Source organism: Haliscomenobacter sp. (assembly GCF_965225875.1).
Taxonomy (GTDB): domain Bacteria; phylum Bacteroidota; class Bacteroidia; order Chitinophagales; family Saprospiraceae; genus Haliscomenobacter.
In genome coordinates this window covers 191,912-216,332 of sequence record NZ_CBDDBS010000003.1, presented here as the reverse complement: position 1 = coordinate 216,332, position 24,421 = coordinate 191,912, and the positions used below count along the sequence as shown (strand labels likewise).

Annotated in this window: 27 protein-coding genes and 1 tRNA gene; 14 read left to right on the top strand and 14 right to left on the bottom strand. The window is 45.5% G+C overall.

Translation table 11 applies throughout. From position 1 onward, the window contains the following. Window positions 1-5: 5 nt before the first annotated feature. On the bottom strand, window positions 6-623 hold the full coding sequence (locus ACO08K_RS21465) for a response regulator transcription factor (RefSeq protein ID WP_421798521.1): 618 nt from the start codon (window positions 621-623) through the stop codon (window positions 6-8). After that, entirely contained in the window at window positions 620-2,767 is a 2,148-nt protein-coding gene (locus ACO08K_RS21460) for a sensor histidine kinase (RefSeq protein WP_421798520.1), read from the bottom strand. Before ACO08K_RS21460 ends, ACO08K_RS21465 begins: the two co-directional genes overlap by 4 nt. Window positions 2,768-3,311: 544 nt before the next feature. Here ACO08K_RS21460 and ACO08K_RS21455 point away from each other — a divergent pair. After that, window positions 3,312-6,470 (top strand): WD40/YVTN/BNR-like repeat-containing protein, encoded by a 3,159-nt coding sequence (locus tag ACO08K_RS21455; RefSeq protein WP_421798519.1) that lies wholly within the window; start codon window positions 3,312-3,314, stop codon window positions 6,468-6,470. A 94-nt stretch (window positions 6,471-6,564) separates the two neighbouring features. Beyond that, window positions 6,565-6,723 (top strand): hypothetical protein, encoded by a 159-nt coding sequence (locus ACO08K_RS21450; protein ID WP_421798518.1) that lies wholly within the window; start codon window positions 6,565-6,567, stop codon window positions 6,721-6,723. Window positions 6,724-6,776: 53 nt separating this feature from the next. Here the strand turns inward: ACO08K_RS21450 and ACO08K_RS21445 are convergent, their stop codons facing one another. The 6 genes from ACO08K_RS21445 to ACO08K_RS21420 form a co-directional block, all read right to left on the bottom strand. Then, window positions 6,777-8,309 carry a hypothetical protein gene (locus ACO08K_RS21445; RefSeq protein WP_421798517.1) on the bottom strand — a complete coding sequence of 511 codons (1,533 nt, stop codon included), beginning with the start codon at window positions 8,307-8,309 and terminating at the stop codon, window positions 6,777-6,779. 38 nt (window positions 8,310-8,347) lie between these two features. Then, entirely contained in the window at window positions 8,348-9,067 is a 720-nt protein-coding gene (locus ACO08K_RS21440) for a pseudouridine synthase (RefSeq protein WP_421798516.1), read from the bottom strand. 84 nt (window positions 9,068-9,151) lie between these two features. Continuing rightward, on the bottom strand, window positions 9,152-9,769 hold the full coding sequence (locus ACO08K_RS21435) for a thioredoxin family protein (protein WP_421798515.1): 618 nt from the start codon (window positions 9,767-9,769) through the stop codon (window positions 9,152-9,154). A gap of 54 nt (window positions 9,770-9,823) precedes the next feature. Continuing rightward, a complete protein-coding gene (locus ACO08K_RS21430) occupies window positions 9,824-10,312 on the bottom strand; it encodes a TlpA disulfide reductase family protein (protein ID WP_421798514.1) in 489 nt (162 codons plus the stop codon). 9 nt (window positions 10,313-10,321) lie between these two features. Continuing rightward, window positions 10,322-11,527, bottom strand: coding sequence for a mannose-6-phosphate isomerase, class I (gene manA / locus ACO08K_RS21425; protein ID WP_421798513.1), 1,206 nt, complete (start codon window positions 11,525-11,527; stop codon window positions 10,322-10,324). Further along, window positions 11,524-12,324: a class I SAM-dependent methyltransferase gene (locus ACO08K_RS21420; RefSeq protein WP_421798512.1), complete on the bottom strand. Its 801-nt coding sequence runs from the start codon at window positions 12,322-12,324 to the stop codon at window positions 11,524-11,526. The genes manA and ACO08K_RS21420 overlap by 4 nt, the downstream gene beginning before the upstream one ends. A 272-nt stretch (window positions 12,325-12,596) precedes the next feature. Here ACO08K_RS21420 and ruvX point away from each other — a divergent pair, with 272 nt between their 5' ends. Both ruvX and def read left to right on the top strand, forming a co-directional pair. After that, complete coding sequence (gene ruvX, locus ACO08K_RS21415) at window positions 12,597-13,016, top strand: Holliday junction resolvase RuvX (protein WP_421798511.1); 420 nt, start codon at window positions 12,597-12,599, stop codon at window positions 13,014-13,016. A gap of 110 nt (window positions 13,017-13,126) precedes the next feature. Continuing rightward, on the top strand, window positions 13,127-13,678 hold the full coding sequence (gene def / locus ACO08K_RS21410) for a peptide deformylase (RefSeq protein ID WP_421798510.1): 552 nt from the start codon (window positions 13,127-13,129) through the stop codon (window positions 13,676-13,678). A gap of 94 nt (window positions 13,679-13,772) precedes the next feature. Here the strand turns inward: def and ACO08K_RS21405 are convergent, their stop codons facing one another. Then, on the bottom strand, window positions 13,773-15,131 hold the full coding sequence (locus ACO08K_RS21405) for an amidohydrolase family protein (protein ID WP_421798509.1): 1,359 nt from the start codon (window positions 15,129-15,131) through the stop codon (window positions 13,773-13,775). A 141-nt stretch (window positions 15,132-15,272) separates the two neighbouring features. Here ACO08K_RS21405 and ACO08K_RS21400 point away from each other — a divergent pair, with 141 nt between their 5' ends. Then, a complete protein-coding gene (locus tag ACO08K_RS21400; RefSeq protein ID WP_421798508.1) occupies window positions 15,273-15,503 on the top strand; it encodes a hypothetical protein in 231 nt (76 codons plus the stop codon). Window positions 15,504-15,532: 29 nt separating this feature from the next. On the opposite strand, the gene ACO08K_RS21395 is transcribed toward ACO08K_RS21400, so the two are convergent. The 5 genes from ACO08K_RS21395 to ACO08K_RS21375 form a co-directional block, all read right to left on the bottom strand. Further along, on the bottom strand, window positions 15,533-16,096 hold the full coding sequence (locus ACO08K_RS21395) for a hypothetical protein (RefSeq protein WP_421798507.1): 564 nt from the start codon (window positions 16,094-16,096) through the stop codon (window positions 15,533-15,535). Window positions 16,097-16,309: 213 nt separating this feature from the next. Continuing rightward, window positions 16,310-16,510: a hypothetical protein gene (locus tag ACO08K_RS21390; RefSeq protein WP_421798506.1), complete on the bottom strand. Its 201-nt coding sequence runs from the start codon at window positions 16,508-16,510 to the stop codon at window positions 16,310-16,312. A 260-nt stretch (window positions 16,511-16,770) separates the two neighbouring features. Then, entirely contained in the window at window positions 16,771-17,037 is a 267-nt protein-coding gene (locus ACO08K_RS21385; protein WP_421798505.1) for a Txe/YoeB family addiction module toxin, read from the bottom strand. Between the two features lies 1 nt (window position 17,038). Further along, a complete protein-coding gene (locus ACO08K_RS21380) occupies window positions 17,039-17,767 on the bottom strand; it encodes a hypothetical protein (protein WP_421798504.1) in 729 nt (242 codons plus the stop codon). 44 nt (window positions 17,768-17,811) lie between these two features. Beyond that, a complete protein-coding gene (locus ACO08K_RS21375) occupies window positions 17,812-18,309 on the bottom strand; it encodes a helix-turn-helix domain-containing protein (RefSeq protein WP_421798503.1) in 498 nt (165 codons plus the stop codon). Between the two features lie 59 nt (window positions 18,310-18,368). Between ACO08K_RS21375 and ACO08K_RS21370 the strand changes: the two genes are divergently transcribed. The 9 genes from ACO08K_RS21370 (at window position 18,369) to ACO08K_RS21330 (ending at window position 24,175) form a co-directional block, all read left to right on the top strand. Beyond that, window positions 18,369-18,653 (top strand): hypothetical protein, encoded by a 285-nt coding sequence (locus tag ACO08K_RS21370; protein WP_421798502.1) that lies wholly within the window; start codon window positions 18,369-18,371, stop codon window positions 18,651-18,653. Window positions 18,654-18,673: 20 nt separating this feature from the next. Beyond that, window positions 18,674-18,901 carry a hypothetical protein gene (locus ACO08K_RS21365; RefSeq protein ID WP_421798501.1) on the top strand — a complete coding sequence of 76 codons (228 nt, stop codon included), beginning with the start codon at window positions 18,674-18,676 and terminating at the stop codon, window positions 18,899-18,901. Then, entirely contained in the window at window positions 18,898-19,215 is a 318-nt protein-coding gene (locus ACO08K_RS21360) for a hypothetical protein (protein ID WP_421798500.1), read from the top strand. The genes ACO08K_RS21365 and ACO08K_RS21360 overlap by 4 nt, the downstream gene beginning before the upstream one ends. A 211-nt stretch (window positions 19,216-19,426) precedes the next feature. Then, window positions 19,427-19,499 (top strand) — tRNA-Thr (locus ACO08K_RS21355). A 488-nt stretch (window positions 19,500-19,987) separates the two neighbouring features. Beyond that, window positions 19,988-20,341, top strand: a complete 354-nt coding sequence (locus ACO08K_RS21350) for a hypothetical protein (protein ID WP_421798499.1) — start codon at window positions 19,988-19,990, stop codon at window positions 20,339-20,341. Window positions 20,342-20,366: 25 nt separating this feature from the next. After that, window positions 20,367-21,842 carry a DUF3987 domain-containing protein gene (locus ACO08K_RS21345; protein ID WP_421798498.1) on the top strand — a complete coding sequence of 492 codons (1,476 nt, stop codon included), beginning with the start codon at window positions 20,367-20,369 and terminating at the stop codon, window positions 21,840-21,842. Window positions 21,843-21,917: 75 nt separating this feature from the next. Then, entirely contained in the window at window positions 21,918-22,646 is a 729-nt protein-coding gene (locus ACO08K_RS21340; protein ID WP_421798497.1) for a hypothetical protein, read from the top strand. 420 nt (window positions 22,647-23,066) lie between these two features. Then, window positions 23,067-23,483: a hypothetical protein gene (locus ACO08K_RS21335; RefSeq protein ID WP_421798496.1), complete on the top strand. Its 417-nt coding sequence runs from the start codon at window positions 23,067-23,069 to the stop codon at window positions 23,481-23,483. After that, the gene (locus tag ACO08K_RS21330; protein ID WP_421798495.1) at window positions 23,480-24,175 is read left to right on the top strand and encodes a DNA cytosine methyltransferase; all 696 of its coding nucleotides are present in this window, start codon (window positions 23,480-23,482) and stop codon (window positions 24,173-24,175) included. Before ACO08K_RS21335 ends, ACO08K_RS21330 begins: the two co-directional genes overlap by 4 nt. Window positions 24,176-24,421: the final 246 nt, after the last annotated feature.

The following is a 24,421-nucleotide window of genomic DNA, read 5'->3' as shown; positions in this document are numbered from 1 at the left end:
ATTTTTCACTTTTCACTTTCCCCTACCCGCTTCATCAACTCCATCCTTCCATTCACCCCACATTTTCCAAAAATATTCTTCACGTGGGTGCCAATCGTATTCACACTCAAAAAATGTTTTTCCGCAATTTGCCGATTGGTCATACAGGCCAGTAAATCGGCCAATACTTCCATTTCTTTGGTGCTTAATGGGTCACTGAGTTGGGCATTGAAACGTTGCAGGTCGCTGCTGGTGCTTGGATTGAGGCGACTGTAGGTATGCAGGGCGATTTCGAGGGTGCGGAAAAGTTCATCTTCTTCAAAGGGTTTGACCAAATAGGCCATGGGGTAAGTTTGTTTGGCGCGATCCAGGGTGGCGCGGTCAGTGAAAGAAGTCAGATAGATAAAAGGCAGGTGGTATTTGTCGTGGATGACTTGCCCGATCGAAATGCCATCGGCCAGCCCGCTGCCCAGGTGTACATCCAGAATGACCAGATCGGCCTGGCGTTGGGCCAGTTTATCCAGGGCCATGGTGGGATTGTAGGCGATTCCACAAACGGAATAATCCAGGTTGTTGAGCGCAGCTTCCAGGTCGTGCGCAATCATTGGTTCATCTTCTACAATTAAAACGGAAAACTTACTCATGCCGCTAAAATAGCATTATTGATTGGAAAAATCAGACTGGCCCTGGCTCCTCGTTCCGCATTGTTCAGTTGCAGTGAACCACCCAGTTTTTGGGTAAAAGCGTGAATCAGGGAAAAGCCGATAGAACGTGAGGTATCTGGTGCAAAATTACTTGGAAAACCAATACCATTGTCCTCCACCTTAAGCTCCACCTGATCGGCATCAGCGGACAGGGATATCCGCACCTCACCTGCTTGCTCATCGGGAAAGGCGTATTTTAGGGTATTGCTAATCAATTCGTTAAGGATGAGCCCCAGGGCAATCATGATGTCGACATTGAACTTCAGGGGTTGAATTTGGGATACCAGTTGCACTCGCTGCTGATCGATATTATAGGTATGAAAGAGGTTTTCGGCCAGTTTGTGGAAGTAGTCGGCGGTGGCTACGTTGCTGAAATCATTGTTTTGATACAAAGTTTGGTGAATCAGAGCCATGGAGCGCACCCGATCCCGACCATCACGCATTACTTTGAGCGCCACGGGGTCTTGCACTCCTTTTGATTGTAAATTGAGCAAGGAAGAGATCACTTGCATGTTGTTTTTCACGCGGTGGTGGATTTCTTTGAGCAACAGTTCCTTTTCTTGCAGTGACGCTTCGACTTGTTGTTTTTCCAAGGCCAACTGTGCTGCTTGTTTGCGTTTGTGTCGGTAAAACCAAATTGAAGCAAGGGTAAGTAGCAATAAGATTCCTACTAAAATTGCCGCCCGGATTTGAGTCCGTTGTAAACGTTTGGTTTTGTCCATGTTTGAATCCGCCAAATGCTGAACAGATTTTTCCTCTTTTTCTATTTCTGTATTGCTGAGCAGGCTGGCCTGTTGAAGGGGGTCTGCTTTTTCTCTCAAATCATTGACTATATCCTGATAATCCATGGCCTTTTCCAGGTTGTTGCTTTTCCGCGCATTGGCAGCCAGGGTTTCATATACCTTGATTTGGTAATTGAGGTTGGCAGATTTTTTGGCCCAAATCAGGTTTTCCATCAACAATTCGTCAGAGGCACTAATTGCATCCTGCTCACTCAAAATGGCAGCCTCCATCAACTCGCTTTGCATGTCGTTATAACGCTTAAAAACTCTAACATTCAATGATTTAGACGCTCGAATGAGTTCCAATGCTTTTTCATCTTCGCCTAACTCATGATGGGCTTCGGCCAAAGCTTTGAGCGTACGGGCCTGCATCAAATGGTGCTTTTCGGGTTTCGGCAATTTTTTAAAGGCTTTTAGAGCCTTTTCCAACATGGGTATTGCCTCAGCCTCTTTTCTCTCTGCCATCAAGGTTAAGCCTTCGTAATACAAAATCATGGCCTTAAAAAAGGGCCGACTGCTTTCTTTCGCCGACAGTCTCGCCAAATCAAGGTATTTCCTGGCCCTTTTGGGGTTGTGATTGTCCAAAAAAACATGCGCAATATTCAGGTAGACATTGGTTTCTTTACCGTCTCGGGGAAATTGCTCTAGTAGGGCCAAACTTTTCCGAAAAAAATACAATGCAGAGTCAGGTCGGCCCCAATTGTTCCAGCCAATACCTGCCAATTGATTGAGTTTGTATTGTAAAACGGGAAAATTGTGGCCTTTGGCAAAACCATGCCCCAAACGTAGGTAGCGACGAATACTATCCGGTTCAATGGTTCGGGAATAAATTTGAATCATCTGCAAACAGGTTTCCACCTTGGCTTTAGGGATACCTCCTACCAAACACCATGAGGCAAAACTGCGGTAATGTTGCATGGCTTGGGGGTATTCACGTTTGGCCATGTATACCCTGGCGATACCTTCCTCCGTATTTGCAGCAAGTCGCTCATTGCCTACCCGCCGCCCTACTGCAAGGGCTTCTTGTAAAACCAGCAAGGCACTATCCAATAGTTGTTGTTCAAAATAAATTTTACCTAAAACCAACTGAGAACCTGCATATTTGCCCCATTTTTCTTCCGCTTTGAATTGTGCTTTGGCCTGATTCAGCATCGTTATGGCGGCGTGTGGGCTTCCAGCGTTCAAACTGTCCATTGCCGATGCAAAAACGGGGTCTTGATTCAGCAAAATGTCCAATCTGGATTGAGCTGGCAAACTGGTCAATCCAAAGCAGCAGATCAGAAAAAGGAAGTGTTTAGTCATATTGTCAGCAATGAGAAAAACATTAGTAGTGGGGCAAAAATAAGTGTTCATTTTTCTTGAGCCAAAGGATTAGATGAGACACTTGAAATGAACCGTTTTACTCATCTAATCCTTTGGCAAAATGAACACTTATTTTTTTTTCGCCCCTCAACAAAAATAAATGATCCATTCGTGTATCAAAAATCTAAGTTTTACGTATATAAAACCAGACGTAAACTTTGGTGCTACAAGTTCATTTCCAGTTCACATCTAAAAAATTCCCACAAAACACCATTTCCGTTTGCGCCCTAAAAACTACCGTTAAATAATGGCAACTCATCAAAATATTGCTTTTCATGGAGTTGAATGCTAGGTTTTTTGTAAAACTTTACCTACTTTTGACAATTGTTTTTTTATTCCCCTCTAGGCAACTGTACTTATTTATCGTTCAAGCTAATACAAATCGTATCTGTTCAGGGTTATTTGTTCCCGAAACCTAATTTTTTCACACTGTAATAAACCTTGACTCATTACCCCCATGAACAGGGAAGGCAAAGCGACAACTATGAGAAAATTGCTCGTAGCCGGCATCGCAATAGTATACGTTGTACTTTATTCCCAAGTTGCGTCGGCTCAAAACAAGTACCAAGGCTTAGGGGGTCTAAACCGCCCTTTTCATGCCGCTTTTTATCAAGCGCTCAAATGGCGCAGTATCGGCCCTTACCAGGGTGGGCGCAGTGTTGTTGCTGTAGGGCTTCCTAACAATCCAATGGTCTATTATTTTGGCTCAACTGGTGGTGGTCTTTGGAAAACCGAAGACGCAGGCTGGAGTTGGTTCAATATATCGGACGGTTTTTTCCAAAGTGGATCAGTAGGTGCCATTGCCATTGCCCCCTCCGACCCCAACGTATTGTACGTCGGCATGGGCGAACACGCCGTGAGAGGAGTAATGACCTCCACTGGTGATGGCGTTTACAAGTCTGTTGATGGTGGAAAAACCTGGGAACATACCGGCCTGGTACAATCGGAACACATTGCCGACATTTGTATCCATCCTAATAATCCCGATTTGGTGTACGTAGCTGTGCAAGGTGCCTTGTACAAAGACAGTAAAGAACGAGGCGTGTACCAATCCTCGGATGGTGGGAAAACCTGGCGAAACATTTTATCCGTCAACGCCAGTACGGGTGCTGCTGATCTGGTCATCGACCCCCAAAATCCACGTGTTTTGTATGCTTCGATGTGGGACCATCAACGCAGCCCCTGGTACGTACGTAGCGGAGGTAAGGGTTCCGGACTGTATAAATCAACTGACGCCGGCGAAAGTTGGAAAAAATTGGAAAAAGGGTTGCCAGAAAATATGGGCAAAATTGGAATTTGTGTTGCCCCCAGCAATTCAGATCGTTTGTATGCAGTGGTTGAAGCGAACAATGGAGGGATTTTTCGCTCGGAAGATGGCGGTAACTCCTGGCAGCAAACCAGCAACGACCGTCAAACCTATGCCAGAGCCTGGTATTTCAACAAAATAGTAGCTGACCCTAAAAATCAAGACCTTCTTTACGTACTCAATATTCCCTTGCTCAAGTCGATGGACGGGGGCAAAACCTTTACTAGCCTGCCAAGCCCACACGCCGATCAACACGATCTGTGGATCAATCCAAGCAATCCCCAAGCCATGATCCTGGCCAACGATGGTGGAGCTTGTATTTCCTTCAATGGCGGTAAATCCTGGACATCACAAAACAATCAGGCTACTGGTCAGTTCTATCGAGTTACCTGCGACAATGGCTTTCCTTACCATATTTATACCGCCCAACAGGATTATGGAGCTATGGGTATCCCGAGTCGGGTAAGCGGCTCGGAAGTATTGGGCAACAATTGGTATCAGGTAGCCGGTGGTGAAAGTGCGTTTTTGGCACTTGATCCCAATCATCCTGAATGGATCTATGGCACCAATTACCAGGGCAACGTCAGTGCCTGGCATCGTGCCACTGAGACCAGCAAAGACATCATGGCCTATCCCGAAATCGCGCTGGCTACCCGCCCCCGTGATTTAAAATACCGGTTCAATTGGAATGCACCATTGGTCGTTTCTCCGCAAAACCCCAAGGTCCTGTACCACGGGGCACAGTTGCTGCTCAGAACCGAAAATGGAGGCCTCAGCTGGACTGAGATCAGCCCCGATCTAACCCGCAACGATACTACTCACCAGACGGAAGGCGGTGGCCCGTTTTTGAACGAGGGGGCTGGTGCCGAAAACTACAATACCATCAGTTACATTGCTCCTTCACCACATAAAGAGGGCGTAATTTGGGTAGGCACCGACGACGGCCGGGTACATTTTACACGCAATGATGGAAAATCATGGGAAGACCGTACCCCCAAAAACTTGCCCGAAGGCTTGATCAATTCCATCGAAGTATCTCCACACGATCCCAATACTGTTTACATCGTTGCGTGTCGGTATCGTTTTGGAGACCGCAAACCCTATGTTTACCGCAGCACAGACAATGGCCGCAATTGGACACAGATCACATCTGGATTTGGCATCAATGATTTTGTGCGGGTAGTTCGTGAAGACCCCAAGCAAAAAGATTTGTTGTACGCAGGTACCGAATCGAGTTTTTTCATTTCCATCAATGGCGGCGAACATTGGCATCCTTTCCAGCTCAACATGCCGGTTTGTGCCATTACCGACCTCCAAATCCATGACAATGATTTGATTGCCTCTACCGCAGGGCGTGGAATTTGGGTACTCGACGATTTGGCTTGTTTTCACTACAACCAAACCATCATGGGCAAAACAGGCATTGCCCTTTGCCCGCCTAAAACTGCATACCGTTTTGCGGGGGAGCAACAAGACGACCCCACCCTGGCTTCTAGTGTGGGCAACTCCGCTGAGGGTATGACCATCAGTTTTATTTTGCCTGAAGAAATCGACAGCCTGAGCCTGGAAATCCGCAATCCCCAGGGCATGGTGATGCGCAAATACACCAGTTGGGTGGATGTTATGCACGAACAAACCAATGCGGCGTTGGGGCAACCCAATCTTCCACATCAAAAAGGACTGAATCGACTGGTTTGGGATTTGCGGCGCAATATGTTGCCGGGGATTCCCGAGCTTTTCATCATGGGTGACCTCCGGGGCAGTATGGTTCCTCCTGGTGAATACTCCATCGTATTGTACAGCGCCAAGGATACCGTGATAGCCAAGGCGATGGTGATGGCCAATCCCAAAATTGTAGGTACAGCTGAGGATTACGCCCTCCAAAGCCTGAAATTGGAGGAAATGGAAAACGTCATCCGTGAAATGCATCGGACCATCAGCAACCGCAGGGAATGGCGCAATTGGTTGAGTGGACTTCTGGAATTGTACGAAAATTCCAGCGAACACAGCGAAATGGTCGGGACAGCCCGCGACATCATCGCCAAAATCAACGATTGGGAAAAAGGGCTTACGCAACCTGCGCATCAGGGTACTCAGGACGCCATTGTGTACAAACATGGCCTTCATGCCGAATTACTCGACCTCAAAATGCGCGCCGATGCGCTCGATCCACGCCTTACCCAAGGTGTAACCGACCGTTTTAACGACATCCGCAAAATCTGGAACCGCAAAAAACCGGCCAACGAAGCCATCAATCAGGCTATGCTGAGCTTTATGAGCAGTTTTAAGGAGAAGGACATGGCGCCGTTTTTTGCCCCCCCTACCAACACTTATTAGGTGTGGGAATGAATGTGTGCAAGAAGTGGGGGTGTGATGATGCGAGTTTAAGAAGCTTTTTTTACCTTCGCCTCGCATATTAAAACATTGAAAAATGGAAGAAGCTACAAATACCTCCACAACCAAAGACTGGTTGCTCTTTTTGATCTCTTTGGTAGCAATGATCATCCTCTTTGCTGTTGCCGACGAGTGGTTCTGGCTGGCACTGCCTTTTGTACTGACCTTTTTCGTACGGGCAATTAAGATGATGTAATCCGAGGATGTAGAGACGCAAGATCTTGCGTCTCTACATCTCTGAATGATTGTTTATTCCTTTATCCGAAGGAAGTTTCTATTTTTTAAGATCCATTCTCTTACCCTTTTTTTGATAGTCTCTTCATCTTTGGTATCATCAAAAAAACCTCCGACCAGAACAGGATCATCTCGCCAATCAAGGATCAGTTCGCACAAAGCTGAAAAACCCAATAAAAAATCACTTTCCTCATAGTCAACTGAGCTTAGTTTATAATCGCTCATGAGTATTTTATCAATAATCAAATGGGTCAATTCTTTTCCCCCTATTAAGGTCAATTCACGAACAATATCGATCACTGCCGCATGATTGTTTTGCCTTTGCAAACAAGTAATTTGTTCCTCTAATTGCACCAGACGCTCAAGGTTCCCAGCTTTAACCTGTTTGCCCAAATTTATAATTTCGTTTAATGGCTTTGGATCTATTGAAGAATAAGTGCTCAAAGCACCAAAAGTCTGCCGCAACTCCCTTTCATCCAACAAACAACGATGCTTGAACAGAGGCAAGTCCGGAACAAGATGAGTGATGTTATTAAAAAACAAAAGTTCACCCTTATCACGGTCTTCTATAAAAAGTCTCTTTCCTAAAAAAATAGCTGGGTAATCCTTAAAATATTCTATTTGAGCGACTTTCACTACCCTATTCTTGGCCAGGTAATAAATTGCGCCATGATTGGTATTGACCAACCAGCTGTGTTTCCCCTGCCAAACGACATGATTATGGCCTCTGAAAAAGGCCGTATCCACTATGGATTGAGGTGAAAATCGAGCAGCCTTTGGTAAAATTGGATTGCCCAACGCAATGCCGGGTAGTGGTAAAAAAACTTGCTTGTCCAAACCATAAAAACGCTCAATCTGCCAATTTTTCTCACTTTTTTCATCGGTGTAAAGTTGAGGGTACTTCCACTTCCAAATCATCAAACTTCTGGCCGTATGCAGGTAAAAATGGTATTCTTGCGTTGATTCATTCAGGTGAAAATCGACATCGACAGGAGGATTCTGGTGAATAAATTGATAACTGGCCTTAATTTGAGGGTGGCTGGAATCTTCCATCCAAGGGTGGTATTTACACAAAAAGCTCCAATCGGACAAAGGTTTAACCTCAAATAAGGGCTCTGCTTGGATGTTTCTGGATTGGAGGTAAAGCGCAGCAAATGACCGCTGCAATTTTTCGTCTCTCTTGATTTTTTCAAAAAATAAAGAATCTTCCAGAGCAAGCCTTTTGGCATCTTGAGGCAACAGCATGGTTTGATACATGACAAATTTTGCCTCTCTGGTTCGCTCGGATACGTTCATTGTGACCAATCGCCCATTTCTAGTCAAAGTCCAGCAATGTGGCCAATTGCTACTGGAATAGTATTTGATAGGTGTAATCACTGGCCAATGGGGGTCACTTTTGGCAACTGATTTAAGCATGCTAAAAAATTCATTACCAGGGGCGTCCGCCCAAAAATGCAGGGTATCTCTACTAAAAATGGCAAATTCTATATTTTGACTGAACAGAAATAATGGGAATAAAGCGCTTAGGACGAGAATAATAACACGCATATTCCTTGGGGTTTATGTTTATGCCAACTTTTCACTTTTCACTCATAATTATTCGTACTTTCCTCCAACAAGGTCTCAATCTCTTGCATCTCCGCTTCGCTGAAATACCGCCACTTCCCTGGGGCCAGGTCGTCTAATTTGATAGACATAATCCGGGTACGTTTCAGCTTGACTACATCGTAGCCCAAGTATTCGCACATGCGCCGGATTTGGCGGTTCAAGCCCTGGGTCAGGATAATTCTAAAAATGGCGCGGCCTTTTTTCTCCACCATACATTTTTTGGTGGTAGTGCCCAAAATGGGGATGCCATTGCTCATTCTCTTTACAAAATCAGGTGCCAGCTCTTTGTCCACCACTACAATGTATTCCTTTTCGTGGCCATTGCGGGAGCGCAGGATTTTGTTGACGATATCGCCATCATTGGTTAAAAAGATCAGACCTTCGGAGTCTTTATCGAGACGGCCGATCGGAAAAATCCGTTGTGGGTGGTTGATGTAACTGATGACGTTGGTCTTGTCGCGCAGGTCGGTCGTACAAGTGAGGCCACGCGGCTTATGGAAAGCGATGTAGATGCGTTTGGGATTCTTGCGGAGAGGTTTCCCATCGAGTAAAACTTCGTCCCCCTCCTCTACCCGATTGCCTTTGATGGCCACTACCCCATTGAGCAGTACCCGTCCGGTTTCTATAAATTTGTCTGCTTCCCGGCGTGAGCAGATTCCCGTATCCGAGATGTATTTGTTTAAACTGATGGAGTCCATGCTGTACAACGACTTGGCCTGTGTTTGAATCGCACCACAAAACTAGCACAAATCCAGACACAGGCCAAATACTAAAACCAAGCTTTATTTTTTCACTTTAATCATACAGCCCACCGCTTTGGTCAAATTCGGTTCAGGTTCCCCTCCTTTTTCCACTGCAGCAATGGCTTCTTCCACATAGCGGCGAGTGATCAGGGTTTCGTCTTCGCTGTTGTCATCTACACCACCGATGTAGCGGACCTTGCGGTCTTTGTCCAGCAAAAAGACGTGGGGCGTACGTACAGCACCATATACTGGGAAGACTTTTTGGCCCTCGTCCAGCACGTATTCAAAAGGGTATTTTTTCTCCTTGGCGCGTTCCACCATTTTGTCAAAGCCATCCCCTGGTTGTACGCTGGGGTTGTTGGGCATGATGGCCACCACTGGCCAACCCATTGGTGCCATTTTATTGTGTAGATCGATGATGCGTTGTTCGTAAGCCTGTGCGTAAGGGCAGGTATTGCAGGTAAATACAACTATGTACCCCTTTACATTTTTGTAGTCTTTCAAGGAAACCAACTTACCGGAAGTGCTTTTTAACTGAAAATCGGGGGCAATGTCCCCTACTTTCAGGCCGGGATTAGTTTGCCCAAATGAGAAAATAGTCAGGAGGAAAAAAACACTGGCAAAGAAGCCAATTCCAAAACCTGTTTTTGTTTTCATCGCAGTCGAGTTTCATATTTTGAGTACATCTAAATTAGCATTATGACGCAGGAATCAGTTTTTAGGGTCAAAAAAATGAAGTACAAACTGCTGTAAATCCTCAAAATTTTCAAATTCCCCCTCTTTAAACTGCCTTTGACGTCCTCGATACACCAGGGTAGCAGGTACAGCCCCACTCCAACTGGGGTCCACTTTATCGATCCACTGGTTTTGCCTGCTGTCTACTAACGCTGCGACGGAAGCAGAAAATTGTCTTTGTTCCAAAAAAGGTTTCAGTTTGGTTTCCAAATCTTTACGAAAATCCAAACTGACCAGAATAACCCTTATTTTTTGCGTAGCAGCTGCTTGATGTAGCTTTTCAAAATAAGGCAATTCCTTCACACAAGGGGCACACCAGGTGGCCCAAAAATTGATCACATAGGTTGTATCGTTCTGGGTTTGCGCCAGGAGTGGTGCAAAGTCGTCAAACGATTCGTAAACCTTTTGGGCCTTACCAATGCCTAATACCAGCATGAGTGCGGCCAATAATGTGAGTTTTCTCATAAAGGTAATTTAGGGCATGCCTGCTTTGTAAATTTCGGCATTTCCACTCAAAATATAATGGCTCCCAGCAGGAAAAAATAAACTTTGCCCTTTGCTAACCTGCAAATTGTCATTGACTAGCACTTCTCCTTTCAATACCAACAAAATTTCCGGGCCAGCAGCAGAAACCTGGGTGTGTTTTTTGCCAGCACTCAATCGAATCAAACTCAATTCAAAATCCGGCGCAGGAGTTTTAAACTGAATTAGGGTATCACTGATTGCCTCTCCGGAAAAGACTTTCGGTTCAATCGGCTCAAAAGAAAGGTGCTGAATCAAGGTATCCGCATCCACATATTTATCGGTGAGGCCTCCACGAAAAACATTGTCTGAATTGGCCATCAATTCTACGTTGACTCCTTCCAGGTAGGCGTGCAACACTCCAGCATCCTGAAAAATCCCCTGCCCAGGCTGCACATTGACCACATTCATCAGGTAAATGGAAATAACCCCACGATCGTAACGACCCTGTGGAATCCTAAAGTCACGCAAAGCCCTTGCCGCCCAATAATCCGCTGATGCCTTGGGCAATTGATCGGCAGCCAGTAAAGGCAGAAGTCGCGCTGCCAATGGTTCCAACAAGTCATCAATCTCCGCTTGGGGCATGCCCATGACAAAAGCATACAAGGGTCGAATGGATTGGCCGTCGAAATAGGCCGACAAACTTTGCAACTCCGGGGTTTGCTGTAGGTTTTGCTGAATCTTGTCCAGCGCAGCAAAGCCGTGCAGCAACCAAAAATCCGTCAAAGCCGTCATCATTTCGGGCTTGTGGTTGTCGTCTTTAAAATTGCGGTTGAAAGCACTGAGGGGAATACCCGCCGCATTTTCTGCCGCAAAACCACGCTCGGCTTCAGCTTTGTTGGGGTGAGCCTGAATGGAGAGCATTTTGTCTACATCCAGGATTTTTAACAAATAAGGAATTTGATTGGCAAAACGCTGAGCAGTAGCCTGCCCCAAAATTCCCTCCGGATTTTGTTCAATCAGGCTTTGTAAGGGCTGGACTGCTTCCCCATTTCGTTTTACCTTAGCCATGCCGCGGGGGTGTGCCCCCAGCCACAATTCGGCGCAAGGCTCTTGTTCAGGATTAGATTGGTTCAATAAATCAGGGATGTAATGGAAGCCTCCCCAAGCGTAGTGCTGGACTACTCCTTCGAGCAAATAGGGCACAGTATGATTCATAGTTGTTTTTTAGTCACCAAAAAATAAACGGCTGTTGACAAAAAATCACGCACATAAGGTAAATTGCTCAAAATGGCATTTTGGGTGCGCGGCGCCCAGCCAAATTTGAATTGATAAATTGGATTGATCAAAAAAATCTTGCGCTGCAGTACCGCGTAGTTTCGTTTGTGTAAAATTTGTTCAAAACGTTCAATAGAAATTCCAGTGTCTTTGATTTCCTGCAATTCCTGAATCGTTTGTGCCGATTCACCGCCCCAACGCAAAACCTGATGGTAGAGTGGCGTAGGTAAAAGATGGTAGTAGGGTAATTTTGACAACCATTTGTTGCGGCAAATTTGCTGGTGCCCGCCAAAGGGCATGTACCAGGGTGGAAAAGCAAAAAAAACAACCCCACCCGGGGCTAAAAAAGCTTGCAAAAAGTGCATGAAGCGATCCTGGTCCGGGATGTGCTCAATCACATCTTTAAGGATGATCAAATCAAAGCGAAAATCCAGCTCTTTTTCCGGGTCAATGTCGTAAATGTTGCGGGCAATAAGTTGGAGTTGCCCACTCGCAACGGGTTCTGGCATGAAGGACTTGGCCGTTTCTATGCGGCTTTCGTGCAATTCAATGCCTACACAGTGGCAATTTTCTTCTAAAAAAGCCTTGAGTACACCCGCTTCGCCACACCCGATTTCCAACACCTTTGCACCTGCAGTTAAGGCGTGGTGTTGGCGTACGTAGGGCAAAATGTATTCCTTTGCGGTACGATACTGGTAGTCAAAATACGTGCGTTTGTCCTGATGAAATTCAAACATAATGTTAAGTCAGCTTTGAGGCAGTAAAGCTACTGAAACGCTATGGCAACGCATTTATTTCTAAATTATTTTTCCAAAAATTTGCATCTCTGTTATATGTTTTGTTTTTTTGTTTTTTTTAACAGCGTTCTAGTAAATAAAGGGGAACGGTTGTCAGGAGCAAGCCCGGAAAAGGTGCTCAGACCTGACAACTTTTTTTTTTCTTAAATCCTACCTATCTTTGCCGCCCAAGCATTAGAAAGTTATTTCTTTAATGCTCTAAATGTGTGCTCTTGGCAAGAATAATGGCAATCGATTACGGGACAAAACGTACAGGCATCGCGGTAAGTGATCCACTGCAAATCATTGCAACAGGTTTGGATACGGTCCCTACTGCAAAATTGCTGGACTTTCTACGCCAATACTGTCAGGAGGAAGAGGTGGAATCATTTGTGGTGGGCGAACCCAAAAATCTGGACGACAGCCCGGCCCAAATTCATCATTTGGTGATGGGTTTTGTAAAACAATTGGGCAACCTTTTTCCTGAAAAAACGGTTATTCTGCGAGACGAACGCTTTACGTCCAAAGACGCAAGCCGTTCCATCCTTCAGAGTGTGCCAGGCCGCCAAAAACGGCGCGACAAGGGGCTGATCGATAAAGTCAGCGCCATCATTATTTTGCAGGAATACCTTGAAAAATACAAATATTCTTGAAGTTGAGGAGTTGAGAAGTTGAGAAGTTAAAGCTACCGCAGCAAATACGGGAGCAACATATTCTCAACTCCTCAACTTCTCAACTTCTCAACCCAAATTTTTGTAATACCATGTTGTTACCCATTTATGCCTATGGGCATCCCGTTTTGCGCAAAAAAGCCGAAGAAATAACTCCTGACTACCCTGAGTTGAGTCAATTTATTGCGAATATGTGGGAAACCATGTACCATGCCGAAGGGGTGGGCCTGGCCGCTCCCCAGGTTGGCCGTGCCATCCGTCTTTTTGTCATCGACACCGTTCAGTTGGAAGAAAAAGGCAAAGACGTAGTCGGTTTTAAAAAAGTGTTTATCAACGCGCAAAAGGTGGAAGAAAAAGGGAAAATCTGGGCTTATGAAGAAGGTTGCCTGAGCATTCCCGACATTCGGGGGGATGTTGATCGCCTGGACACCCTTACCCTCCGCTACATGGACGAAAATTTTGTAGAACATACCGAAACTTTCAACGGCATCAATGCCCGTGTCATCCAACACGAATACGACCATACCGAAGGTATCCTGTTCCTGGAATACCTGAAACCAGTAAAAAAAGCGATGATCCGCGGTCGCCTGGAGAACATCCGCAAAGGCAAAGTAAAGGTGGATTACAAGATGAAGTTCGCATAAGGGGCGATAAAAAAATAAGTGTTCATTTTTGACTCAAGAAAAATGAACACTTGTTTTGCCCCAATCCAAAGCTTCACCTTGTGATCCTTTCTTATTATTTATTCTTCTCGGCAATTTTTTCCAATTCTGCTTCAATAAATTCCTTCGACAACCATTTTCCCCTCAACATCACTCCAACTTGTTTCGAGGTGTTGCCCACATTTTCCAATGGATTGGCTTCCAGCAAAATAAAATCAGCCGAAGCCCCTGGAACGATGGTTCCAAACGCCCCACTTTTTCCAAAAAAACGCGCCGGGTTGGCCGTTCCACTCCGCAAAATGACATAAGGTGATAAATTGGCAGCTGCCAAACTTTTCATTTCGTGCCGCAAAGAAAAGCCGGGTACATTGAATACCTGGGGCGCATCCGATCCCAACAACAGGTCAACATCGGCTTTGTACAAACTTTGCAGGATTTTGTGGCGGAACAAAATGAAGCGCTGCCACAAGACTTCACTGTAATTCCCTCCGGTCAGGTTGCTTTTGTTTTGGCGCCATTGGAACAAGGTTTTAGAAGGCATATACTGCATCTCGGGTTCATTGGCCAAGGCATTGGCATCCGTAGGAGAAAACCAGCGGGTGAACAAACTTTGGGTAGGCACCACCCATACGCCTTGCTTTTTGGTTTCAGCAGCCAAGGCATCCAGTAGCTTTTCATCCGCATTGGGGACGTAGGTGTAACCAAAAAATCCGCCATTGGGGTTTTGGGCCAAAATATCCGCAGCCACCGTTCCCTCCAGGTATCCATCGAGGTGGTCTACCGAGGCATAACGGGAGGCCAGGGCATGCCGTATGCCAACTTCCACCGGAACATGGCCGGAAAAGGGCAAGTTCAGGCTCTGAGCTATTTTGACCATGGTATCAAACACTTCCCGCTTCACTCCCGGGTGCACCTTCAAAAAATCGTAGCCGTCCTTTTTGTACTGGACCACTTTTTCACGGGCTTCCTGGGGTGTTTTGATGGTATTGCCATTCATCGAGGGGCTGGAAGTGAAAATGCGCGGGCCGATGAGCAGTTCATTCTCTACATTTTTCCGTAGGGTCAAAAGATAAGGATCTCCCAACATCCCACGAATGGTAGTCACCCCATTGGCAACATAAAGGAACAGAACCTGGCGTACCCAGGTATCGTCTCCATTTTCGGGCGTTGGGATATGTGCATGCATTTCGGTCAAGCCGGGCATCAGGTATTTGCCGGTTCCGTCGATTACCTGATTCTTCTTTTTGACTTTCAATTTGTGGGAAGGTCCCATTTTGAGCACTTTACCATCTTTAAGCAGTACAGTATAGTCTTTTAGTACCTCCTCCGATGTCATCGGCAGCACATTGACGTGCGTGATGGCGTTAATTTTTGTTTGAGCCGCACAAAAACAAAGGCTTGAAACGATAAAAAAGGTGGTAAAAATCGTCCGCATGGCACAAGGATTTTACAGGTGATTGTGGTAGGTAAATGTAACGATATGCACCGAAAAAGTGAGCAGAATTGGACGGCAGAACCGTAAAAAGACTAACTTAAAGCAATTTTTAGCCACTTTTAATTCTTAACACAGATCAATATGGACATCTCTGCTTATGAAAACCTGGTAACGGGCTATTATCTTTTCGAAAGTATGCCGGATAATGTGAGCGATAACTGGTTTCGCTACATCTGCACCGATGGAAAAAATTGCAAAGAGGTCGAATATGACTACCAGCCCGCTGAGGATGAGCTAGTTTTCTCTTGCAGCATCACTGGAGGCAGGACTAAGGTGGAGGTGTATAAAAGTAGGGGTGAAATTAAAAAATGAGGGTAGCCTTTCGGGGTATAAAATAAAAGTTAATTTTTATTAGTCAAAAACCCAGTATGCTCGGTTTTCACCCCAACCAGCTTTATTTTAACACTCCGCCCTCTTTCACTATCGGGTGCTACCTTTTGCTTTTTTTCACCTGGATCAAAACTTTCCAGCCTCAGCTGCTCCGTTTTATAAACGTTTCCATTGCTCTGGATATAGTAGACATCCAGGAAAACCTCATCTACAACTAGTTTTGAATCATTGCTCACTTCAACGACCAATCCTTTCATTCCTCCCAGACCACGTCTTGCTCCTTTTACGAGGGTTGTATAGATTAGTGTTTCCCAATTCTTGCCAAAAAAATCGATGTATTCCGCCAGCTCTTCCTTCTCCTTGGCCGCTTTTTCTGCTTCTATCTGCTTGGCTTCCTCATCATAAGCTTTTTTGAGCGCAGTGGTGCTCGTAGTGTCCCAAGTGACCTCTGGTGTATGAATGTTCTGAATTGGTTTGTTTGGTTTGAGGTAAAAAAAGGTAAGGATCAGCCCTAGTGCAATTAACCCATACAGCAGTAATTTTGGGTACTTTTTTTGCTCTTTGCTTGTGTTCATGGTTGTTTACTTTTCTTTGGCCAACTCAAGCCTAGCTTTTCAACGCTGATAATGCCTCTGGTGTTTTTATGATCTTTTCGAGTCGCTCCTATCAATCTGGTATATAAACAAAAAAACCGCTTCAAACCCAATAAAATCAAGGGTTTGAAGCGGCTAAGCGGAGATGGAGGGAATGTACCCACAAAAACCTATTCCTTTCATTATCAATCTTTTTTAACCGTCATTTGTCGACGTAGACGCCGCTTTTTTGTCTATGCTGTCTACCCTACCCTTTCTTTTCCTTTTTTTGAGCAAAAACCGATAAGCCGCTGTCAACGCCGCTATGGCCATGCCCTTTTCTGTTTCTGCATCCTCATCACCTGGTTCACTGGTAGCTATTTCGCGCAGTTGCGCCCAAATTCCTTTCGTTTTCATAGGATGTTTGTAAAGTAGTAAAACAAATTGTTCTATTATTCGTATTTGTTCCGAAGATAAAACAAAATGAACTACAATAACAAACAATCAAAAAGATAAAAAAAAATGACAATTATGGCCAAATGGTGTCTAAATGGACATAGATAATAAAACAAAGCTTTGATTATTATTTATTTATCTTTCTTAGACGGTTTGGCCACTTTTGGCCACGTTTAGCCATAACAATATAATTTTGGCCAAAAGTGCCACACTTTTGGCCATTACTTGTCATCATAATGCCCGTAGCAGCTGATTATTTGTATCTCGTCTTCTGTGACCTGGTACACCAATCTGTGTTTTTTATCCAAATCCCTGGAATAAGCACCGGATAAATTATTGCGCAATGGTTTTGGGTGGCCCAATCCATCGTATGGTGTATCGTCGATATTCAAAATGAAATCCCAAAGTTTTGCAGCAAGATTTGGGCTCTCCTTTCTCAATAGCTTTAGACCCTTTTTCGCATGTTCACTTAATTTTATCGCCCTCATGCTAATTATGCAAAAAGTTATAAAATTCTTCTTTGGAATATGTGGTGATGTCTTTGCCGTAATCGAAGCTGTACTTGGATGCAAGTATTCGCATGTTGTTAGTCAATCTGGATTGGTCTTTTTCGTAGTCAGTTTCCCATAGTTTAAAAAATATCGTGAATGCTCCGTATATACATATGTTTTGTTCCATGAACTTGATTAATTCTGTAATCTTAAACCGACTGAGCGATAGTTCGCCATCCATCAATAAATCTGCTGCGATAAGCGAAAATTCAATGTCAATTGATGAATTAATCCAGCGCTGAATAGCATCTTGTGGGTAATTATTAAGTAGCTCAAATGCAGAATTTCCCATGTTTTGTACAACTATTTCTGATTCAATTTTTTTACTGATGGCCATAAAAATTTTTTCATGAGCAATCAATACTTCGTTTGTACTTTCTTTCAGGGCCTTATGCCTTACCAAAGGAGCTTTATCTACGTAGGTATTTAACCCTTCTGAATATTGTTTAGCAGTAACCTCTTCTTCATCAAAAAAATACATAATGCTTTGACGTAAATCCACTACATGAAGGCGCAAGCTTTCCGCTGCATCTTTTATGCTCATTTCTTTGATCCTAACTTTGATCAGATTTATAACGAGCTCCACCTTTAGCTCTAGTGGGGTTTTAGGCTTGGCTACATGGGCTATTCGTAGTACTGTTTTGCTAAAATCTGCTTGTGCTAACATGATCATTTTTTTTGAACAAAGAAAAACGCTATTCCCATAACGCGCTACCCTTCCAAATCCCTCGCCAAATCAGGATCAATCTTCCTGATCGTATTCATCACCTCTTTATTCGCTTTGATCTTCTTTTCCAACGCCTCCAGCCTATCCAATTCCTTTTCCAATAACCTGGTCACACGGTCCTTTTCTACTACCCTACCCTCTGTCTTTTCACCTGTCTCCAGGTTGGTGAACATTAAATCCTTCAATTCAACTTCTAAAAAGTCCGCTATTTTTTGAACGACATCAATTTGAGGGCTTGTGCTTCCACTCTCATAATGGCTTACCATTTGATGAGTAACCTCAAGCACATCCGCAATGTCTTTTTGCGTCAACTTCTTTGCTTTCCTTAAGTACTTGATATTCTTGCCTAAAAACATTATTAAATAAAAATTGTAAGTGTAGTTGAAAAATAATTCAACTACCACTTGAATTTTCAAATTAAAGTACATTACTTTGTACTCGAAGTACAGCACATAAGACACGAAGTCAAATACATTAGGCACAAAGTAAACACTTTGCGTCCAGACTTTCCAGTGCTATGTGTGAAAAAAAAGTTAAAACTATGGCACTGAGCACATTTCACGACTACTTACTAAACAACCTCACCGCCAACCAAATGGAAAGCTTGGTTGGAGTTGGACAAATCCAAAGCCACAAGCGGCTGAATTACATTTTTCGCATACCATCGACTGCATCCCTCGATGAGGTATTGTTTTTTGCCGAACTGCTCAACACCCTACCCTATTCCCTGCTGAATGATTTCAGTTTGGGCCGCGACACACTAAGCGCACGGGTAGTGCTATTCCTGATGAAACAGCAAAACCGTGAACCTGTAATGGCTACCTAAGTAACCAACACTATTCCATAATGACAACGGTACACCTCCCTACCCGCATCACCAACATGATTACTACCCGCTTAAGTGGCATCGAAAAAATGCTACTGACGACACCAAAACCCGGCCATTTTGCCGAAACAAACGACGCCGCTTTGCGCTGGTATCGTGCACAACTACAAGCCCGTTTGAATGAACTGGCCTGGATACTGAAGATACTTGGAATCAATACACCACCAATCAAACCTTTACAAAAATGACGGCAACAACCATCAAACCAAAACAACTTACAACCACAGGCAAAGGATCAGATATGCCCGCTGCTGAACGCTGGATGTACCGCAAACTAAGCGATGGGGATTTTTGGAGATACTACCGCACCAACAAAGCCGATTATGCCCGATTCACTGCTGAACAAGTAGCTGATCTGGCCAAAATAACTAACACGGACTTTTGGCACCTGATCTTCAAATTGGGCATTGGCATCGAACGCATAGGAATTGATGAGGTCAAAGCATACTACGAGGAACATAGGCAAGGCTACACCGTGGATGTGGTAGCCACACAAGAATAATTTGGGTTTTAGGTGTATTTCCTGGCGGTTCCCTGTGAGTGCAAAAAGATGGGGACCGCCAACCCAAACCGGGGTGGTATGGCAATGAAGAGCTTTTTTTGCTGGGGTTTAGTTTTGGCTCTTCAGGCGGTTCGATCCCCCCTACCCCACGCATAATTAATTGTTTTTGAGATCAAGTCTTTATTGCCGCTGCAAACGGTAGTGGCAAATTGCCGGGGAAACATTTAATGGATGATGGGCCGCTTTGTAAGCGGTTGAAGTGGGTTCGATTCCCGCTCCTGGCTCGATGAAACCATGTTAGAGCCCTAGTGCTGGGCAGCCTTTTGGTGAATTCGTCAATGGCAGTGAGACACAAAACACCTGTAACTGATCCAGGCGGTAATTGATCCGATAAGATTGGGGGTTTGGGGTAAGACCCGTTGTTTTCCTTGAAAACTAAAGATCAACCGATTTTTGTGCTTTTAAGGCGAAAAAGCACTGACTTTGGCGAGAGGATGACCAGCTTTTGTGTGGGAAGCAAAAGCCAGAAAGCAGCGCAAGCGTAAGGCTTTCGAGAATGGGAATGAAAGGAACTCTACCAACCCACTTTTCACGAACGAAAGGCCAAGAATGTGGCCAGTATCGATAGTGTGGATGCCTTGGTGGCGTAGGGCATAGCCAAAATGCTACGAGCGGGTCAAAGTGGCCCGCTCGTTTACCGCGATTTTCATGGGATTATAATTATATCAGGCGCAGGGCTGATCATTCAGCTCTGCCTTTTATCCCTACACACATGACACACGAAATTGAAATAATCAAGTACGATGCAGAAACTGCTTTAGGCAGCATAAAAAGCAACCTGGATCAGTACGCTACCAAAGCCAACGCCAACCAAGCTTACTACCAAGACAAGGTAAACCAGCTGGTGGCCATCAGAAGGTACATCCTGGCACTTGAAGCCCTACTACCCCTATTAGAAGCTGAACGAGAAAACGCCTTTAAAAATGGCTACCAGCAAGGCTACCAAGCCGCGCAAGTAGACAACAGCGGACACACCAGCTTCAGCAAGCAACGCCACTACGACCGCGAAGGTGCCCGCTATGACCGCATTGCCGCCAGCCGTCGCACCTGGCCAGAACTCTATTGATTGAACCTGTAAATGATTATGACCCATGACGAAGCCTTTAGACTCGCTCAACTCCCTGGATCAGCAGCTAAAAGACAAGCGCAACGAACGCGAAAACAACATCACCCGCATGAAAGCGGCACTGAAGGCCAGTGCAGGCGGGCACGTAACTACCAGCTTTCCGCTCGATGTGTTCCCGGCCAAATTGAAGGAAATGGTGGATGCTTACTGCTGGACCTTTGGCAGCGATCCCGGGCACTATGGGTTGGGTATCCTCACCGTTGCCGGTGCAGTGATCGGAAATGCCGCATGGGTAGAAGAGCGGGGCACTGGGCACCCTCCCCTGATCTATGGGGTAATTGTGGATCAACCAGGAAGGGGCAAAACGCCCATAATCCGTACGATCCTTCGCCCACTGATCGACATTGAACGCGAAATGCGCGAACAACACGCCCAGGCACTGCGCGAATGGAAGAAACAAGCCCAGGAAGCAGGCAAAGATGGCGAACACCCTACCCCACCATCCGGCAAAGAACTGGTGCTTTATGACTTCACCCTCGAAAGTGTGTACCGGGTACTTCAGGCCAGCCCCCGCGGGGTGATCGTTACCCGTGACGAGGTAGCAGGATGGGTAAACAGCATGAACCAGTATAAGCAGAAAGGCAGCGAGGAACAATTTTGGCTGGAGAATTATAACTCCGGCATGGTGAAAATCAACCGCCAAAAGACTGAGCGCCCACTGATGGTGTACAATAGCTTTGTGGCGGTGATCGGTGGCACCCAACCCAAGATTTTGGAAAAGTTCGTAGAAGGCGACAAGGCCCACAACGGTTTTTTGGCTCGGATGCTCTGGAGCTATCCAGACACCACCACCAAACAGAACTACAACAACCGCAAAGTGGATGGCAGCTACCGCGAGTTTTGGAGCAAGATGATCAAAGCCCTCTACGCCCTACCCTGCCGCCAAACGGCACCCGCTGACGAGTTTGACGAGTGGCGGCTCGATCCGGTGATGATTCCCCTATCCAGCGGTGCTGAACGCTTGTACCAAGACTACTACAACGCCATTGCTGAATCGGTGAACAACTCCGATGATGAAGTGGAACAAAGCGTATTGACCAAATACGATAGCCATGTGTTGCGCCTGGCGGGTATCCTCCACTTTCTGAATTGGGCTGAACGTACCCACGACAGCTGGATTGACAGCGCAGGCATTACCATCGATGAACTGGAAAGCATGCGCATCAGTGAGGAAGCCATGCAGGGCGCTATCAGATTGGCCAAATACTTCAGGCACACTTCGCTTAAGGTAGTTGGCCGCATATCCTCCCCTATTGACACCCTGCCGGAAATACAAAAGCTATGGTACTCCAACCTCCCTGAAGAGTTCGAGCGCTCTGTAGCTGTAGACATGGGCGAAGTGGCGAAGATCAGCCCGCGCACGGTGTCCAGGCTGCTGCAAAATCCGGTCCTATTCAAGCGACAAAGACAAGGTGTGTACTGGAAAAACCACCTGGGCTAAAATAAAAAACCCTCAACGGTCATGCTTGGCGGCAACCATCGAGGGCATTGTTTAACCAACATTAAAATGTCAATCATGGCACAAATTACAACAAATCAGCAATTTGTCAACCCGGCATTTGCTGAAATTTTTGACGGGATCACTGCCCGCATGCCAAGGATAACGTTCTACGGCATCATTGTGACCTACTTGATCACCGCTGGGCTGAATGTGTACACCATCCATCTGCCCTTGTACGTGAGTATTCCAACGGCATTGGCTATCCAGTATGGTCGCTTTGCAGTGGTGTTCAAAAACTTCCTGAATCCACTGGGCACCAGGTCCAGGATTCCTGAAGCGATTGCCACCCTTGCCACAGTGGTCAGTGTGGCAGAATTGGCCTACAGTTTGCAAAACATGGGCCTCAAAGATTCTGGCTTTTGGAGTGTATTTCTATTTGGCACCATGGTGATCGCGTTTGGGTATATCCTGGAAATGGGCTTTATCGATGAAGGTGCAAAGGCATTCGGCATGACCCACAAGCAAGGTAGTTCCGGGGCATTGGTGCAGCAGATTGCACAGCAGCAGCAAAACCAAAACGCTAATCCCCTACCCGATCCAGCAGAGAACCTCAAAGATGAACTTCAGAAAATCAGAAGGATGATGATCATTATGGATGATGAAGCTGAAGAGCTTAGAAATCAGGTGAAGTTTTTGAAACAGGGAAACGGCCAAGCCCCTATCCGCCCAAAACAAGCGACGGCAAACATGGGGCACAGTACGAACGGCACGAACGGCTACAACCTGAATCACCACAACCCTTAGTACCCTTTATAGCACACGAAAAACACGAAATTTTGGACGAAAGGCAGCTAAAACAACGCCTGAAACTGTACCTAAAACGCCATGCGCGCCACGTCCAAATCCAGCTCGCAAATGATCGATCAGGACGACCAACGAACCAACGGACCTTGGACGCAATCCAGAACAATCAAACATGGATTGCCTACTACAAAGGACTATTGAACGACAGTAAGATTGATTTTGAAACCTCTATAAGTTTGGAAGCGGTGTAGTGCCGCTTCTTTTTCTTCCAAAAAACATCACCGTCATGGCTTACGATAAACGCTATACAGCCGATGAAATAAGCGCAATTCAGCGCCAGGCACGTCGACAAGTGCTATACTTTGTACTAATTGTGTACGCATTGATTCAGTATTGGGATGACTTGCTAATGATGCTACCATGAGAACCATCGCTCAAATCGATACCGATATAGCGAGAATTGAAGCTCTGATGATTTTGGGAAGTAAGCGAGAAATCGCGAAGCTTTCCAAAATCAGAGAGCTTTGTTTTTCGGCAAAATCGGTGATCAATGATGCAAAAGCTGATTTTTTGGCAAAGCAACTTGAAGATACCACCACAAAATTCAGCAAATACCTGGGCTACAAAAAAGAAGTGGCCAAAATCGAGTATGCAGACTACCGAAAGCTTAAGCAGAAAGAACTCGAAAAAGAATTCAAACCGGATGTGCTGGTGCATCAAATCAAGTTCTTGAACTACATCCTTGGTGATGTTGAGTTGGTGGATCAGGATTTGTTGACTTCGTTGAAAGGAGTGAGCGCAACGGGCAAACATGCGGCTAAAGTGAATCCAGTATGAAGTTATTGGACCTCTTCTGCAAACAAGGTGGCTGCTCAGTAGGCTATCACCGCGCAGGCTTCACCGTGACCGGTGTAGACAAAGACCCACAACCTCGATACCCCTACGAATTCCACCAGGCCGATGCCCTGGAGTTCTTACAAGCCCATGGCCACGAATACGACGTTATTGCAGCATCGCCACCATGCCAGGGCTACAGCCGATCCACCGCACAATTCAGAGACACCAAGGAATACGCCGACCTATTGCCCATTACCCGGGAACTGCTCGAAAAGTCTGGAAAGCCTTACATCATCGAAAACGTACCTGGATCACCAATGCGCGCCGACGTGAAACTATCTGGCCGCATGTTTGGCCTGCATGTGGTTCGCTGGCGCTGGTTTGAATTAGGTGGCGGGCTCTGGATCATGAATCCATACAAACCAACAATCAGCAAAGGGATTGTGAGAAGGGGCGAAGCAGTAAGCATCTTTGGCAAAGGTGCCTACCGTAAATCCTCTGGTGATGCCATGCCCAACTTTAAAAAAGAATCAGTGCAAGCCACGTGGGCCTATGCCATGGACATTGACTGGATGGACTGTGAAGGCATGCGCGAAGCCATTCCACCAGCCTACACCCAATGGATAGGTGAGGCCATTTTTGAACAAGTAAAAGCCAAAAGCTATGGACCTCAAGCAATGTACAAACTGTAAAGACTTTCACCCTAAAAGCGAAGCATGCAGGCCAGTTTATACCGTAATCGAATGCGAAACAAGCATTCAAGACAAAGTGCATGGATTAGGGCATTGGCATGCCGCAAGAGGCTACGCAATAAGGAAATGGATACACATCACAGATGCATGGGAATTGTTGAGACAACCGAGAATGGTGGTAGATGTGATCGATGAAAAAGGGAAATCAGAACAGTACATTTTAAGCGTAGAATTCTGCGCACAACA

Excerpts from the sequence above, each read along its gene's own strand:
- ACO08K_RS21465 (WP_421798521.1), bottom strand. The coding sequence starts at position 623 with ATGAGTAAGTTTTCCGTTTTAATTGTAGAAGATGAACCAATGATTGCG.
- ACO08K_RS21460 (WP_421798520.1), bottom strand. The coding sequence starts at position 2,767 with ATGACTAAACACTTCCTTTTTCTGATCTGCTGCTTTGGATTGACCAGT.
- ACO08K_RS21455 (WP_421798519.1), top strand. The coding sequence starts at position 3,312 with ATGAGAAAATTGCTCGTAGCCGGCATCGCAATAGTATACGTTGTACTT.
- ACO08K_RS21450 (WP_421798518.1), top strand. The coding sequence starts at position 6,565 with ATGGAAGAAGCTACAAATACCTCCACAACCAAAGACTGGTTGCTCTTT.
- ACO08K_RS21445 (WP_421798517.1), bottom strand. The coding sequence starts at position 8,309 with ATGCGTGTTATTATTCTCGTCCTAAGCGCTTTATTCCCATTATTTCTG.
- ACO08K_RS21440 (WP_421798516.1), bottom strand. The coding sequence starts at position 9,067 with ATGGACTCCATCAGTTTAAACAAATACATCTCGGATACGGGAATCTGC.
- ACO08K_RS21435 (WP_421798515.1), bottom strand. The coding sequence starts at position 9,769 with ATGAAAACAAAAACAGGTTTTGGAATTGGCTTCTTTGCCAGTGTTTTT.
- ACO08K_RS21430 (WP_421798514.1), bottom strand. The coding sequence starts at position 10,312 with ATGAGAAAACTCACATTATTGGCCGCACTCATGCTGGTATTAGGCATT.
- manA (WP_421798513.1), bottom strand. The coding sequence starts at position 11,527 with ATGAATCATACTGTGCCCTATTTGCTCGAAGGAGTAGTCCAGCACTAC.
- ACO08K_RS21420 (WP_421798512.1), bottom strand. The coding sequence starts at position 12,324 with ATGTTTGAATTTCATCAGGACAAACGCACGTATTTTGACTACCAGTAT.
- def (WP_421798510.1), top strand. The coding sequence starts at position 13,127 with ATGTTGTTACCCATTTATGCCTATGGGCATCCCGTTTTGCGCAAAAAA.
- ACO08K_RS21405 (WP_421798509.1), bottom strand. The coding sequence starts at position 15,131 with ATGCGGACGATTTTTACCACCTTTTTTATCGTTTCAAGCCTTTGTTTT.
- ACO08K_RS21400 (WP_421798508.1), top strand. The coding sequence starts at position 15,273 with ATGGACATCTCTGCTTATGAAAACCTGGTAACGGGCTATTATCTTTTC.
- ACO08K_RS21395 (WP_421798507.1), bottom strand. The coding sequence starts at position 16,096 with ATGAACACAAGCAAAGAGCAAAAAAAGTACCCAAAATTACTGCTGTAT.
- ACO08K_RS21390 (WP_421798506.1), bottom strand. The coding sequence starts at position 16,510 with ATGAAAACGAAAGGAATTTGGGCGCAACTGCGCGAAATAGCTACCAGT.
- ACO08K_RS21385 (WP_421798505.1), bottom strand. The coding sequence starts at position 17,037 with ATGAGGGCGATAAAATTAAGTGAACATGCGAAAAAGGGTCTAAAGCTA.
- ACO08K_RS21380 (WP_421798504.1), bottom strand. The coding sequence starts at position 17,767 with ATGTTAGCACAAGCAGATTTTAGCAAAACAGTACTACGAATAGCCCAT.
- ACO08K_RS21370 (WP_421798502.1), top strand. The coding sequence starts at position 18,369 with ATGGCACTGAGCACATTTCACGACTACTTACTAAACAACCTCACCGCC.
- ACO08K_RS21365 (WP_421798501.1), top strand. The coding sequence starts at position 18,674 with ATGACAACGGTACACCTCCCTACCCGCATCACCAACATGATTACTACC.
- ACO08K_RS21360 (WP_421798500.1), top strand. The coding sequence starts at position 18,898 with ATGACGGCAACAACCATCAAACCAAAACAACTTACAACCACAGGCAAA.
- ACO08K_RS21350 (WP_421798499.1), top strand. The coding sequence starts at position 19,988 with ATGACACACGAAATTGAAATAATCAAGTACGATGCAGAAACTGCTTTA.
- ACO08K_RS21345 (WP_421798498.1), top strand. The coding sequence starts at position 20,367 with ATGACGAAGCCTTTAGACTCGCTCAACTCCCTGGATCAGCAGCTAAAA.
- ACO08K_RS21340 (WP_421798497.1), top strand. The coding sequence starts at position 21,918 with ATGGCACAAATTACAACAAATCAGCAATTTGTCAACCCGGCATTTGCT.
- ACO08K_RS21335 (WP_421798496.1), top strand. The coding sequence starts at position 23,067 with ATGAGAACCATCGCTCAAATCGATACCGATATAGCGAGAATTGAAGCT.
- ACO08K_RS21330 (WP_421798495.1), top strand. The coding sequence starts at position 23,480 with ATGAAGTTATTGGACCTCTTCTGCAAACAAGGTGGCTGCTCAGTAGGC.